Annotated in this window: 14 protein-coding genes and 1 pseudogene; 4 read left to right on the top strand and 11 right to left on the bottom strand. The window is 46.9% G+C overall.

Going from position 1 to position 13,730, the window contains the following annotated elements; translation table 11 throughout:
- A pseudogene (locus I2H74_RS08070) lies at window positions 1–203 on the bottom strand (hypothetical protein); the annotation flags it as partial.
- Between the two features lie 117 nt (window positions 204–320).
- On the opposite strand from I2H74_RS08070, the gene I2H74_RS08065 reads away from it, so the two are divergent.
- On the top strand, window positions 321–1,613 hold the full coding sequence (locus tag I2H74_RS08065; protein ID WP_195573105.1) for an alpha-L-fucosidase: 1,293 nt from the start codon (window positions 321–323) through the stop codon (window positions 1,611–1,613).
- Window positions 1,614–1,701: 88 nt separating this feature from the next.
- On the opposite strand, the gene trmD is transcribed toward I2H74_RS08065, so the two are convergent.
- From trmD to I2H74_RS08025, 8 genes are all read right to left on the bottom strand, one after another.
- Entirely contained in the window at window positions 1,702–2,517 is an 816-nt protein-coding gene (gene trmD / locus I2H74_RS08060) for a tRNA (guanosine(37)-N1)-methyltransferase TrmD (RefSeq protein WP_195573103.1), read from the bottom strand.
- A complete protein-coding gene (rimM, locus tag I2H74_RS08055) occupies window positions 2,514–3,041 on the bottom strand; it encodes a ribosome maturation factor RimM (RefSeq protein ID WP_195573101.1) in 528 nt (175 codons plus the stop codon). The genes trmD and rimM overlap by 4 nt, the downstream gene beginning before the upstream one ends.
- 119 nt (window positions 3,042–3,160) lie before the next feature.
- The gene (locus I2H74_RS08050; RefSeq protein WP_195573099.1) at window positions 3,161–3,391 is read right to left on the bottom strand and encodes a KH domain-containing protein; all 231 of its coding nucleotides are present in this window, start codon (window positions 3,389–3,391) and stop codon (window positions 3,161–3,163) included.
- 21 nt (window positions 3,392–3,412) lie between these two features.
- On the bottom strand, window positions 3,413–3,685 hold the full coding sequence (gene rpsP / locus I2H74_RS08045) for a 30S ribosomal protein S16 (protein WP_085492837.1): 273 nt from the start codon (window positions 3,683–3,685) through the stop codon (window positions 3,413–3,415).
- Window positions 3,686–3,721: 36 nt separating this feature from the next.
- The gene (gene ffh, locus I2H74_RS08040; protein WP_195573097.1) at window positions 3,722–5,095 is read right to left on the bottom strand and encodes a signal recognition particle protein; all 1,374 of its coding nucleotides are present in this window, start codon (window positions 5,093–5,095) and stop codon (window positions 3,722–3,724) included.
- Between the two features lie 19 nt (window positions 5,096–5,114).
- Window positions 5,115–5,474 (bottom strand): putative DNA-binding protein, encoded by a 360-nt coding sequence (locus tag I2H74_RS08035; RefSeq protein WP_195573096.1) that lies wholly within the window; start codon window positions 5,472–5,474, stop codon window positions 5,115–5,117.
- A 174-nt stretch (window positions 5,475–5,648) separates the two neighbouring features.
- Window positions 5,649–7,319 (bottom strand): glycoside hydrolase family 19 protein, encoded by a 1,671-nt coding sequence (locus tag I2H74_RS08030; protein WP_195573094.1) that lies wholly within the window; start codon window positions 7,317–7,319, stop codon window positions 5,649–5,651.
- A 107-nt stretch (window positions 7,320–7,426) separates the two neighbouring features.
- Window positions 7,427–9,070 (bottom strand): glycoside hydrolase family 19 protein, encoded by a 1,644-nt coding sequence (locus I2H74_RS08025; RefSeq protein ID WP_195573092.1) that lies wholly within the window; start codon window positions 9,068–9,070, stop codon window positions 7,427–7,429.
- 207 nt (window positions 9,071–9,277) lie between these two features.
- On the opposite strand from I2H74_RS08025, the gene I2H74_RS08020 reads away from it, so the two are divergent.
- Window positions 9,278–9,718 carry a MerR family transcriptional regulator gene (locus I2H74_RS08020; RefSeq protein ID WP_195573090.1) on the top strand — a complete coding sequence of 147 codons (441 nt, stop codon included), beginning with the start codon at window positions 9,278–9,280 and terminating at the stop codon, window positions 9,716–9,718.
- 113 nt (window positions 9,719–9,831) lie between these two features.
- Here I2H74_RS08020 and trhA read toward each other — a convergent pair whose 3' ends face one another.
- On the bottom strand, window positions 9,832–10,464 hold the full coding sequence (gene trhA / locus I2H74_RS08015) for a PAQR family membrane homeostasis protein TrhA (protein WP_195573088.1): 633 nt from the start codon (window positions 10,462–10,464) through the stop codon (window positions 9,832–9,834).
- A 182-nt stretch (window positions 10,465–10,646) separates the two neighbouring features.
- Here trhA and I2H74_RS08010 point away from each other — a divergent pair, with 182 nt between their 5' ends.
- Window positions 10,647–11,879: an MFS transporter gene (locus I2H74_RS08010; protein WP_195573086.1), complete on the top strand. Its 1,233-nt coding sequence runs from the start codon at window positions 10,647–10,649 to the stop codon at window positions 11,877–11,879.
- Between the two features lie 149 nt (window positions 11,880–12,028).
- Window positions 12,029–12,457, top strand: coding sequence for a DUF1801 domain-containing protein (locus I2H74_RS08005; protein WP_195573084.1), 429 nt, complete (start codon window positions 12,029–12,031; stop codon window positions 12,455–12,457).
- Window positions 12,458–12,725: 268 nt separating this feature from the next.
- Here I2H74_RS08005 and ftsY read toward each other — a convergent pair whose 3' ends face one another.
- Window positions 12,726–13,730 carry a signal recognition particle-docking protein FtsY gene (gene ftsY, locus I2H74_RS08000; protein ID WP_195573082.1) on the bottom strand — a complete coding sequence of 335 codons (1,005 nt, stop codon included), beginning with the start codon at window positions 13,728–13,730 and terminating at the stop codon, window positions 12,726–12,728.

The raw sequence follows: 13,730 nt of genomic DNA, 5'->3' as shown, positions 1-13,730 counted from the left end.
AGCACTATGTAGCAAGCTCTAGGATAATAGCTTACTCCGTTAACCTCAATCTTCCCCTCGCCTTCTTCAATCAGATACATGCGATTGAACGCTGGAACGAAGTTGATCTCGCTCCATGTAGGGGGACACTCCGTATAATTCATCTCATGCACTTCAACCTGCATATGTGCTAGATAATGCTGAAGCAGTTCCTCCTTGCCCATACCGAACCCCATCCTATCTTAGTATTGTACAAAAATGGATTAGTTCTCACTATCTTCATTATATCTTCTTCCTTCTATAATGAGTATCAATTCCAGACTTGCATAGGAGGGAAAACGATGACTCAACACGTACACGAACAAGATCGTTTGGCATGGTTTAATCATGATCGCTTTGGCATGTTTATTCATTGGGGACTATATGCCATTCCTGCGAGAGGCGAATGGGTGCGCAATCGCGAGAAGCTGTCCATTCAAGATTATCAGCCCTATTTCGATGACTTCGACCCTGATCTTTATAACCCGAAGGAATGGGCAAAACTTGCGAAAGAAGCGGGCATGAAGTATGCCGTTATGACCGCAAAGCATCATGATGGGTTCTGCCTGTTCGACAGTGAGTTGACGGATTACAAGGCCACTCATACAAAGGCCAACCGTGACTTGATACGGGAATACGTAGATGCATTTCGCGCTGAAGGACTCAAGGTTGGGCTGTATTACTCCATTATTGATTGGCACCATTCTGATTATCCGGCTTATCATGATCGAATCCACCCAATGCGTGGCAATGAGGCGTTCAAAGACGCCGATCATCAATTTGATCGTTACATAAGCTACATGCATGGACAGGTCAAAGAGCTGTTGACGAACTATGGAGCAATCGATGTGCTGTGGTTTGATTTTTCCTATGATGACATGAAGGGAGAGAAATGGAAGGCGACAGAGCTTGTCTCAATGATTAGACAGCTGCAGCCGCAGATTCTAATCGATAATCGATTAGGCGGGAATGTACTGGCCGCTGAGCCTGAGAGCTATGCAGGAGACTTTGCATCACCTGAGCAAATCCTGCCTCCAAAAGGCATCGTGAATGAACTTGGCCAACCTGTTCCTTGGGAGGCCTGTATTACACTCAATCAGAATTGGGGCTATCATGCCCATGATCACGACTACAAATCCACGAAAACGGTCGTAAGAGGTCTCGTGGAGTGTGTAAGCAAAAACGGAAATCTACTGCTGAATGTAGGGCCTGATGCACGTGGAGCGATTCCTGAGCCCTCACAAGCGATTCTGCGCGATGTTGGCGCTTGGATGAAGCGCAACAGCCGAAGCGTATATGGATGCGGTGCAGCAAGCTTGGATAAGCCAGAATGGGGACGTTACACACAGCGAGGCAATAAGCTGTATGCGCATATACTGGAGAGAGGAATTGGTCCAACTGCATTCGAAGGCTTGCAGGGACGCGTGAAGCAGGCAAGACTCTTAGCGGACGGGTCTGAGATCAATATTTCAACGCCATGGAATGGCGAAGCCTTTAAAGGCTATTTATTTGCAAACTTCCCTCACGCCGAGCTGCCTTGTGATATCGATACCATCATTGAATTTGAGCTTGCTGAGGATTCTGCAAAAGCATAATGAAATAAAAATATCCCCCATCCAAGTCTTATCCATCTCCCACTCGTCTACATTAGGCGTAAAGGGGCGATAAGACTTGGTTTTTCCATCAGGGGGTTCGTTTCTCTTCATTCTGTTTATTGGTAAGTTCTTCGGCTAGTCGCTTCAGAACAGCTTGATCCTGCTTGGAAAGCTCGATATTGGATAATAGATCGGGTCTGCGCTCCAGCGTCCGCTTGAGCGATTGTTCCCTTCTCCAAGCCTCTATGTTGGCATGATGACCTGACATCAGCACATCAGGCACCGACCATCCTCTAAAATCCACGGGTCTTGTATAGTGAGGATACTCTAACAATCCTGTGCTGAAGGAGTCCGTTACCGCTGACGTCTCATTGCCAAGCACACCTGGCAAGAGGCGAACGACCGCATCCGCAATCGTCATTGCGGGAAGTTCTCCTCCTGTAAGCACATAATCTCCGATTGACAGTTCATCTGTCACCAAGTACTCGCGAATACGTTCATCGTAGCCTTCATAATGCCCGCATATAAAGATCAAATGATCTTCCTTAGCAAGCTCCTCTGCCTTCTTCTGCGTGAAGGTTTCGCCTTGAGGGCACATGAGAATAACCCTTGGCTTCCGTAGGGGTACCGATTCAGTATCTTCTGGTGTCGTCTTTTTCCCTTGAAGCTTCGCTTCTTCGACGACATGTTCCACCGCTGCAAAGATTGGCTCCGGCTTTAACACCATTCCGCCGCCTCCACCGTATGGATAGTCATCTACTGTAGCATGCTTATTCGTAGAATATTGACGGAAATTGAGCGCATTCAGCTCCACGATTCCTTTGTCGCGAGCCCGTCCCATAATGCTTGAGGAGAATACACCTTCACACATTTCCGGAAATAGCGTAAGGACATCAATCCTCATTCCATTAGCCCCTCCATAAGGTGAACCGTCACTCTCTTCTCCTCCACATTTACATCAAGGATCACAGGATCAATTACTGGCAGAAGCAGCTCTTTGCCTTTTGGCAGCTTCACTACCCATACATGGTTTGCGCCAGGGGCAAGAATCTCCTTGATTGGACCAAGCTCCTCGCCATCTTCCGTGACGACCATACAGCCGATAATATCGCTGTAATAATATTCGCCCTCTTCAAGCTCCTCCCGCTCTTCAGCGGAGATCTTAATCAGCCAGCTTTTATACTTCTCGACTTCATTAATGTTATCGAATTCCTTAAACTTCACGACATACATGTTTTTATGTAAACGTGAACGCTCAACGGTCACCGGCACCTGCTGATTTGTTGCTTCATGGACCAATATAAGCTTGCTCTTTGGCGCAAAGCGTTCCTCCGCAAAATCCGTATGCGGAACAATCTTCACCTCACCCCGAATACCTTGAGTGTTGACCATGATTCCAACTGTAAATAAGGATTCCGCATTAGCCATCCTTTGTACTCCCTCCTGACTACCGATTGCTTCAAAAACCTCTTGGGACTAGTGTAGCTTGAAAAGATCTGATTATACGAAAAAGGGTTAGGATATGATCCTAACCCCGATTCGACTTATTAAGAAATAATGTCCACAGCAACTCGTTTAGGAACCTTCACGGCTGCCGATGTGACAACCGTACGAAGCGCCTTTGCAATGCGTCCCTGCTTGCCGATCACTTTACCGACATCATCAGGATGAACATGCAGCTCATAGACGACCACATGTTCCTTCTCTACAGTGGTCACACGGACCTCATTCGGATGATCGACCAAAGCCTGTGCAATGACTGACACTAACTTTTCCATCTTTCACCCTCCGATGATTCATTATTTCTGGAATTTGGATTCATGGAACTTCTTCATAACACCCGCTTGGCTAAGCAAGTTACGAACAGTGTCAGAAGCTTGAGCTCCTGTTTGCAGCCATTTCAACGCTTTTTCTTCGTCGATGTTGACTACTGCAGGTTGAGCTACTGGGTTATAGTAACCGATTTCCTCGATAAAACGACCGTCACGCGGGGAACGGGAATCCGATACAACCACACGATAGAATGGAGCTTTATGAGCACCCATACGTTTCAAACGAATACGTACTGCCACGACTTTCACCTCCTTAAGAGAATTCTATATCAAGCATTAGCGGAATGGGTATCTGTTCCCTTTGCCTGCTCTGCTCTTCATCGACTTCATCATCTTTGGTCCCTTAGGGCCCATCATGTCAGAGAACTGCTTCATTACTCTTCTCATCTCGTCGAACTGCTTGATGAGACGATTGACATCAGACAACTGGGTACCGCTTCCTGCGGCAATCCGCTTTCTACGGCTGTGATTGATAAGGTCCGGATCTTGACGCTCTTCATTCGTCATCGAACGAACGATAGCCTCGATTCGGCCCATCTGACGCTCATCCACTTTAAGGTTCTGCGTCTGCTTCACCTTATTCATGCCTGGAATCATATCCAGGATCTGATCGATCGGTCCAAGCTTCTTCACCTGCTGCATCTGCTCAAGGAAATCATCGAAGGTAAAGGATGCGTTGCGCATCTTCATCTCCATTTCCTTTGCTTTATCAGCATCAATGCCAGCCTGTGCCTTCTCAATCAAGGAGAGCATGTCGCCCATGCCGAGAATTCGAGATGCCATCCGTTCCGGGTGGAACGGTTCGAGAGAATCGATCTTCTCACCTGTTGCAGCAAACTTAATCGGGCAGCCTGTTACGGCCTTAACCGAGAGTGCGGCACCGCCGCGAGTATCCCCATCAAGCTTGGTGAGGACAACCCCGGTCAGCGCTAGCTGCTGATTAAAGCTGTCTGCCACGTTAACCGCATCTTGACCTGTCATAGCATCGACAACGAGAAGCACTTCTGTTGGATTCACAGCAGCATGAACCTGCTTGAGCTCATCCATCAGGGCTTCATCAATATGAAGACGGCCTGCGGTATCAATAATCACATAATCCAAATGATTCTCGCGCGCATGCTCAAGCGCCTGCTTCGCAATCTCCACTGGGCTTACTTGATCACCTAATGCAAATACAGGGACATTAATCTGACTTCCAAGCACCTGAAGCTGCTTGATCGCTGCTGGGCGATAAATATCGGCAGCAACAAGGAGCGGCTTATGGTTTTGCTTTTGAAGTAGCTTTGCAAGCTTACCAGAAGTCGTCGTCTTACCTGCACCTTGAAGACCAGCCATCATGATTACGGTTGGAGGCTTGTTCGCTTTTTCAAGCTTTGCCGTCTCGCCGCCCATCAACTCTGTTAGTTCCTTGTTGACGATATCAATAATGACCATCCCTGGCGTGAAGCTCTTCATTACTTCAATGCCAACAGCCTTCTCTTTTACTTTACTGATGAAATCCTTTACGACCTTGAAGTTAACATCTGCCTCTAGAAGGGCAAGTCGAACTTCTCGCATCGCTTCGTTGACATCATCTTCACTTACCTTACCTTTGCCGCGCAATTTGCCAAATACATTCTGCAGTCGGCTTGTCAATCCTTCAAATGCCATATGGATTCACCCCGTTCCCTTATTCCAACGCCTGCAGTTCACGGATAATCTCCTGCAGTTCCGCGCGCTGCGGGTCGGGTATGTTAAGCGTATGTGTTATCGCATGCTCAATCTGACTCATCAGCTTCGTGCGCGTTTCAAACTTCTGAAGCAGCGCTAGCTTGCTCTCATACGATTCAAGCGTCTGCTCCGCCCGCTTAATATGCTCATACACGGCCTGACGGCTTATGCCGAATTCCTGTGCGATCTCACCTAATGTGAAATCATCCTGAAAGTAGCACTTAAGAAATGTCTGCTGCTTTTCTGTGAGCAACGGCTCATAGAAATCAAACAGCATGTTAATGCGATTGGTCTTCTGAAGAAGTTGTTCATCATTCATAACGGGCCACTCCTTTCGTCAAGGAAAAACACTTTACAGCCCATCAACCTCAATTATCATATCCGATTCAATCTACAATGTCAAGCACTTTACCTTAACATTATTGTCTGATGCAAAATATCATATAAAAAAGATTCCCAGGACTTTCATTTCCCTGGGAATCTTGTGTTCTAATTAAAATGGCTGCATGCCTAGCGTATTCAGCTTTTCCCCTTCAACATTCACACCAGCACGGCCGGTAATGTCAAGGTAATGACCGACACGGCGGCCAACACGGATATCGCTTTCGTCCTTGTTGCCTTCGAACGCGCCGTTAATCACCATGATGGTTGCTCCAAACCCTGGTACAAGCCCTTTGGCTAATTGCGCAGAAGTTGGTACATAGTTGCCCACCATAATATCATGGCAGGACGGTTTCGGATCTTGCGGAGTCATCCAGAACAATATAGCTGTCATAAAACCAAGTTTTCCGTCTTGTGTGATTTTTTCTGGATTTTGCAGCAATACATTTTTATCACCGAAAATAATAGAACCAATGAGTCCATAATTGTAGTTCCAGCTTAGTTGAATCGGTCCCCGGCCATGATACGATTTGCCGGCTACGGCAGGATAATCGCTGTTGGCTTGCACATAACCAATGTTCGGGCTATTGATATAAGATACTTCTTCATTAAAGAACAACCCCCAGCGCAATGGGCCGCCTGGCGCTGTTTCCCAGCCTCCGCCTGTTTCATGTGCGATGTTGGCCAAGAAAGCTGCCAGTTCACGCTTCTTGTTTGTTTCACTACCTTCTTTAAGGAAGGTACCAAAATCCACAATACGCGATGTCGTAGGCTTATTCAGATTCCATTCCGCATTAAACTCTGGCTCTTCATACAATAGCGTTTCGGTCTTAGCTGTTTTGTCGAGACGCCATATTTGCTTCGTCCACGTGCTTCCTCCACGGTATACCTCTTTATACTTGATATTAGCGGTATCCCGAACAGCAGAGATCAAGTTGTCATACGAGTAGTAGTCAACTTGGTTTGGCTTGTAATAAGGCTTGCCCGCTGCTACAGTATGCCATTCGCTTGATCCTATGCGAAGCGGGAATAATGCTTCATAGTCTGCTTTTGGGAGCGCTGCCGTCACTGCTGCTTCCGCTTGAGACGGAAGATAGTTCGGATCAATGCCTCCCCAAGTTGCCTGAATCTGAGCATCAGTAATGACACGGCTCTGCCCTACTTGAAGGAAAGGTCCCCCGCTTCCATTGTTTACTGCCGTCTTGACGGAAAGTGGAGCGCTTAAAGTAGAAGCATTACCAGCAGCATCTAAAGCCATGATCGCATAGGTGTAAGTGGTATCGGCCTGCAAACCATTATCCGTGAAAGAAGCCGTCGCAGAGAAGCCAACTTTCACATTGTTTCGATAAATATCATATTGGGTCACGCCCACATTGTCTGTTGCTGCATTCCAAGTTAGAGTGATTGATGAGGAAGCCTGAGCTGTTGAGGCAAGGCCAGAAGGCGTGCTTGGAGGCGTGGTGTCAGTCACTCCGCCTGTATCGGAACCGATATGCTGCCATGGAGAGTCAGCGCTGCTCAGCGCTCCGTTAGGATTATCTCCTTGCGTCCACCATTTGGCTTTAAACAGCTTCCCTTCATGAGATACAATATCCCCGCTAACATAAACTTGGGAAGCTTGCCACGCAGGGGCAGTAGACTGGGTTGCAGCACTCTGTACGCTTAGTGCCGGCTCTCCGGCCGCCATAGCTATCGGGCTGCTTGATAGCAGAACCGTTACACCAAGTACCGCGCTTAAACTGCGAAGAATAAATGATCGGGAAAAAGGACATTTTAAGTACATAATACAGTCCTCCTATATAGGTATGATTAGGGATAAATAATCCCGGTAGTATGAATATTGGCGCATTTAAGCCAAACTGTACGATAGTACTTCACTTCGCGTTTCAATTAAAACGGCTGCATGCCTGCCGTATCCAGCTTTTCTCCTGTAATATCTGCCCCCATGCGAGTCGTCAAGTCACGATAATGGGCTACACGGCGCTTCACAGGATGCACATCCTCGGCCATGTTTCCTTCCTGCCCGCCATTAATGACCATAATCGTTGCGCCAAACCCTGGCAGAAGGCCTTTTGCAAGCTCCTCGGCAGTAGGAACCCATTGACCTGTCATAATGGCATGGTTCGATGGCTTCGGATCTTGCGGCGTCATCCAGAACAGCAATGCGGTAATAAAACCGAGCTTGCCGTCTGCGGTAATTTTGTCTGGATCTTGAAGAAGGATGGCAGGGTCACTGTAAACAATTGAACTAATAAGTCCATAATTGTAATTCCAGCTTAACTGAATCGGACCGCGTCCATGATAAGATTTGCCCGGGACCGGCTTCCAGAATAGGTTGTCTTCATCGACATAACCGATGTTGTTCGTATTCACATAGTTCAGCTCTTCATTGAAGAACAAGGCCCAACGAAGTTCGCCGCCTGGGGCTGTCGCCCAACCTCCGCCTGTCTCATGCGCAATATTGGCCAGGAAGCCTGCAAGCTCACGCTTACGATCATTGCTTGAGCCTTCACTTAAGAAGGTGCCAAAATCAACGATGCGGGTCATTTTCGGCAAGCTTGCCATATTCGGATCATTGAAGTCAGGCGCTTGATACAACAGCGTCTCTGTCTTTGTCTTCTTATCCAGGCGATAGATCTGTTTCACATTGGAGTTGCCTTGACGAATAATCTCTTTGTACTTGATATTTGCCATCTCTCTCACTGCTGAGACGAGATTGTCGTAAGAATAATAATCGGATTGATTCGGCTTATAGTAGTATTTGCCCTTCGCTATCGCTTCCCACTCTGCTGTACCGTATCGCAAAGGGAAGGTCGTTTCATATTCAGCCTTTGGCAGTGCGGTTTGAATCGCAGCAGCAGCAGCGTCCGGGAGGAAGGCTGGATTGATGCCGTTCCACAGCTGTGCAATCTGAGCATCAGAAAGGACTCTGCTTTCGCCCACACCTAAGTCCTGACCAGGAACCGCTTTGGTAGATGCATGCAGAACCGCGCTGCCGGTCTGATTGCCGGATGTATCAACAGCTTGGATCACATATTGATGGATTGTATCCGCTTCCAATTCATAGTCTGTAAAGATTTTAGCTATAGTACTGCCTACTTTCTTGCCATCACGGTATACATCATAATGGGAGACTCCTACATTATCTGTCGATGCTGTCCAGGTGAGTGTGATCGAAGAGGTGGATTGTTCGGTTGAGATGAGTTGAGTTGGAGCAGACGGTGGTGTTGTGTCCTTTGTGCTGTCGCCAATGAGCTTCCATGGCGTATCCCATTCATTCGTTACTTTGGCGTCAGGCCTGCTGTTGTAGGACCACCACTTCGCTTCATAGATCTTCCCTTCATAAGATACGATATCCCCAGCAGAATAGGCCTTGTTCGTCTGCCATGCTTGTACCTCGGCTTGGGTCGAACTGCTTGCCGCTTGCACCGTTGACAACGATGCAATTGGTGAAGCAGTTAGCATTGTTGCACCAAGCATAGCGCTTAAAGTTTTGAGCAAAAACTTTTGCGATAACGGGAAGTTCCGATTCATTCATTCGCCTCCTAATGAATACAAAATCAACTACAATTCCAGTATAGTGAAAGCGCTATCTTTTCCCAATAGGTATTGCGACCTAAAGCTTTGTCGAAACATGAGCGATAATGTATTTTTTTCGATCATTCGTCAAAAAACGAGAGGAGCGCTTGACTCTCTCCCCGCGTCATCCCTTATCCTAGAACTAGAAAAGGAGGGTCGACTATGGCATATACCGTTAATGAAGTAGCATCACAGTCCGGGATCAGCATCCGCACCTTGCGCTATTACGATCAGATCGGGCTGCTCAAGCCTGCCTACTATGGAGATAACGGATACCGGTACTACGAGCAAGAGCAGCTTACTCTGCTTCAGCATATTCTCCTTATGAGGGAGCTGGAATTGCCGCTTTCTACAATAAAGGAGCTCATCGAGCACGGTACGTTCAATGAATCCGAAGCGTTGGTCAAGCACCGTGAGCTGTTAATCGAGAAAGTGGAACGGCTGCAGGCGCTCATTTCGCAGCTGAATGAGATGATTCTGTATCCGGAGAAGAAGCAGGCATTACTGGAAAAGAGTTTATTTCGAGGCTTAGATGGCCGTGTGTCTCATCAACAAGTCAAGGAGCTGCGCACCATCTATTTAGCCGGTAAAAAGGCGATATAATAACTTTAGCCTAATACGATCCATAGACTTAAGATCCATAGACTTAAGATCCAAAGACTTAAGATCAATCGTCAGATTAATACGAGACCTTCTTGATCTGGACTTCATCTGAACTAGATGAACACATAGTTCCATATACACACATAGTGACAAGCAGCACCTAACATGACAAATACATGCCAGATGGCATGATGGTACATGATTTTTTTCCAGAGAAAGAAGATCGTCCCGATGCTATAGGCCGCCCCTCCGGCAAGCAACCAGCCTAATCCCGCACCTGTGAGGGAGTCTTGCAGCGGTTCCCAGACGAAGACTGCGCTCCAGCCCAAGAACAGATAGATGCATGTTGACAATATTACATAACGTCCTGTGTAGTAATACTTCCATACGACGCCAATACACGCAGCGATCCATATCGCAAGAAGGAGAACCAAGCTGTTCGCTGTATTCATATTCAGCAGCAGAAATGGAGTATACGTCCCTGCAATGCAAATGTATATCGCCATGTGATCATACTTTATATAACGCTCCTTCTTCTCCCCGCTCGGAAGTGCGTGCATTAACGTTGAGGTCGTAAACATAAGCACCAAGGATCCTGCATAGGAGAACACACCGAGCCATGTTTTCCAATCAATAGCTCCTGATACCTTTAGCAAGAGAAATAAACTTCCCACAATGCTGCAAGCCAGCCCCACCGCGTGTGACCACGTATTTGCTTTTTCTTCCCGCCATTCCCGTTGATCCATGTTCATCCTCCTGCCCTCCGCTCCTGCCCAGCCTAATTGGAATACCAGTATATGCAGATGATTCATACTTGGCGAATGGCAGAAGACCTTCCATTTATGAATTGACAGAAGAAGGAAAGGTGCGTATATTTAATAAACCGTTTTGTTTAAAAAGTAGGTTGTAAAAAGAAAGGATGGACATCTTGAATCGAACGTTCTATGCCCTATGGACGGGGCGTTCTATGGCAGGATTAGCGACATCGCTGTGGCTGATGACCTGGATTGCCCTTCTCTATCATGCAACGGAGTCGACGCTTATGGCTGGTGCGGTGACTTTCATCCGAACACTAGCAATCTTAGTCAGCGGCATGAGCCTACCTTATTTGTATCGACGAATGCCCTTGCAACAAGTCGCCCTTACCTTTCAGCATTGGCATTTCATCTTAAGCTTGATCTTTTCGATACTGACCCTCCTCGTCTATGATAAGCCGGTCTGGTTAATGATCGTGGCGATGATCTGCTCAGCGATTATAGGCTTTGTGAGTGGATGTGCCACTTCGGCTTCCAGCGCCATGTACCCAAGAATAGTGCCTCAAGAGCAATGGTTACGATCCAACAACCTGATTAACACAGGCTCTCAAATGGTTTCCCTGCTCGGTTGGTCGATTGGAGGCATCTTGATCGCTCAGTTGGGCCAGATCCATGTCTTGTATCTTTGCGTCGCTTTATTGCTTGCCAGCAGCCTTTTGCAATTGCGCATTCGTTCCCAAACGATCGAGCATGCTGCCACATCGAATTCGAATAAAGAAAATAAATGGTGGAGCAGCTATTCCACTTTGTTTAAGAACCCGCGTGTTCGAATCATCACGATCATGGACATCATCGAAGGCATTGCAGGCGGCATATGGATTGGAGCCGTAACGCTTGTCTTTGTAAAGGAGGTCCTGCATCAAACCGAAGCATGGTGGGGATACATTAATGCGGCTTTTTATATTGGAACCTTGTTGGGGGGAATGCTGCTCCTGCCGCTTTCTAAAAAGATGGAGCGTAACCTCCTAGGATCGATTATTGTTGGATCATTCTGCTTCGGATTGCTCGTTCTGCTGTACGCATGGAATGATAACCCCTATGTCGCACTAGCGCTTGTGCTGTTCATGGGACCGTTCTATCAGCTTCGCGACATTTCACAGCGTACTTATTTGCAGCAGTTGGTACCGCTCTCCGAGCAGCCTGATCTCTTCGCCGCACAGCAATCGCTATCCACGATTTTGTTCGGACTATCCATCCTATTCTCTGCTGGTGTAGCGGATATGTGGGGAGCCCAGATGGTTTATATTCTTGGAGGGTTGATGTGCTTGCTCTCTTCGGCATTAGGAATATGGTTAAAGGTGCAAGCTCCACGAATCAGCATCGGTGAGTCTCCTCCTTTCTCATAGTTTTCTGGTTAAAATAATGCGGTGGGGAGTAACGTTGACTTTATCAACATGAGAAGGTTTGATTAGATTAAAGGCATTATGCGCAAGCTGATAGTGAATAGACTTGATCCGACAGTCATGCACTCATCTTATAAAGGAGAATGGATCTTATGTATGAATTAAAAACGAAGGAAACCGATGCAAGTGTTCTAGAATTTATTGAAAATATCGAAAGCGAGCGAAAGAAAGCAGATGCTTATCGATTACTCGATATTTTTGCAGAGGCTTCTGGCTACGAGCCTAAAATGTGGGGAACCACGATGATTGGATTTGGTTCTTATCACTATACATACCCATCCGGACATTCTGGCGAAGCTTTTTTAGCTGGTTTTTCCCCTCGAAAAGCAAAAATAAGCCTATACTTTGCCACAGGAGATAGCGAGCGGGATCATCTCCTTGCCAGTCTTGGCAAACATACTGCCGGGAAAGCTTGTGTCTATATCAACAAAGTAGACGATATTGATGTCGAGGTGCTAAAGGAGCTTATCGCCCAGTCGATTCGTTTTTTGAAGAAGACCTACCCAAGTGATCAACAATAGGAAGTTGAATGGTTAAAAGCGAAGTTGGTCAAAAGCTTACACATCAAGCATAAGGTGAAACCTTCTATACGCAAAAGGACCTCTATTCCGACAGAAAATGAGGTGCGCCCATTAGATAGACATGGAATAACCCGATAGTTACTCTACTGTCATTCTATAAGTGCACGTCACGTTGGAATGAGGTCCTTTTATGATTCAAAGTTGAACGTTGTTGAGATCAAAAGGATAAGAATGCGCCTTTTGACGCTCTACTTGTATAGACTCTTCTTTATGCTTCAGCCTGCTGCTGTTCTTTATCCTGGTCCTGAATCAGACCTGCAAACAGGGCATGTACAAATTGCTCAGAGTCGAATTGTTGAAGGTCGTCCATCTTCTCCCCGAGACCGACAAACTTCACAGGAAGATTCAGCTCTTGACGAATCGCGATGACAATACCGCCTTTTGCTGTACCATCAAGCTTTGTAAGGACAAGACCTGTAACACCGCTCTTCTCGCCGAAGAGCTTCGCCTGAGAAAGCGCATTTTGACCGGTGGTCGCATCAAGCACCATCAGCACCTCATGAGGAGCATCCGGCACCTCGCGTTGAATAACGCGGAAGATTTTATTCAATTCTTCCATCAAATTCGTTTTATTTTGCAGTCGTCCCGCTGTATCACACAGCAAAATATCCACATCGCGCTGCTTCGCTGCCTGCACCGCATCAAACATAACAGCCGCTGGGTCAGAACCAGCCTGATGCTTGATCACATCAACACCAACGCGTTCTCCCCATACTTCGAGTTGTTCAATGGCTCCTGCACGGAACGTATCTCCTGCTGCCATCAGTACTTTTTTGCCCTGCTGCTTGTAACGGTGTGCAAGTTTGCCGATAGTCGTCGTCTTTCCTACGCCGTTAACGCCAACGAATAGAATCACTGTCAATCCGCTTGGATTCAGTCGAATATCGTTATTTTCGTCCCCACGCAGAAGGTCAATCAGCTTCTCCGACAATACAGGCTGCAGATCAGCTGCATCTTCGATCCGACGCTTACGGACTTCTTCACGAAGTTCATCAATCAGCTTCATCACCGTGTTGACGCCAACGTCCGCACCAATCAAGATCTCTTCTAATTCCTCATAGAATTCCTCGTCGATCTTTTTATGGCGCGTAATGAGGTCCGTAACCTTTTCTACGAAGCCTTTTCTTGTCTTCTCTAGTCCTTCCTTAAACTTGGAAGTTACCGATTCGGTTTTCGTTGCAATGCTCTCTTTTAATTTTTTAAAAAAGCTCAT

It is taken from the genome of Paenibacillus sp. 1001270B_150601_E10 (assembly GCF_015558675.1).
Taxonomy (GTDB): domain Bacteria; phylum Bacillota; class Bacilli; order Paenibacillales; family Paenibacillaceae; genus Paenibacillus_B.
This window is presented reverse-complemented; position numbering and strand designations above follow the sequence as displayed.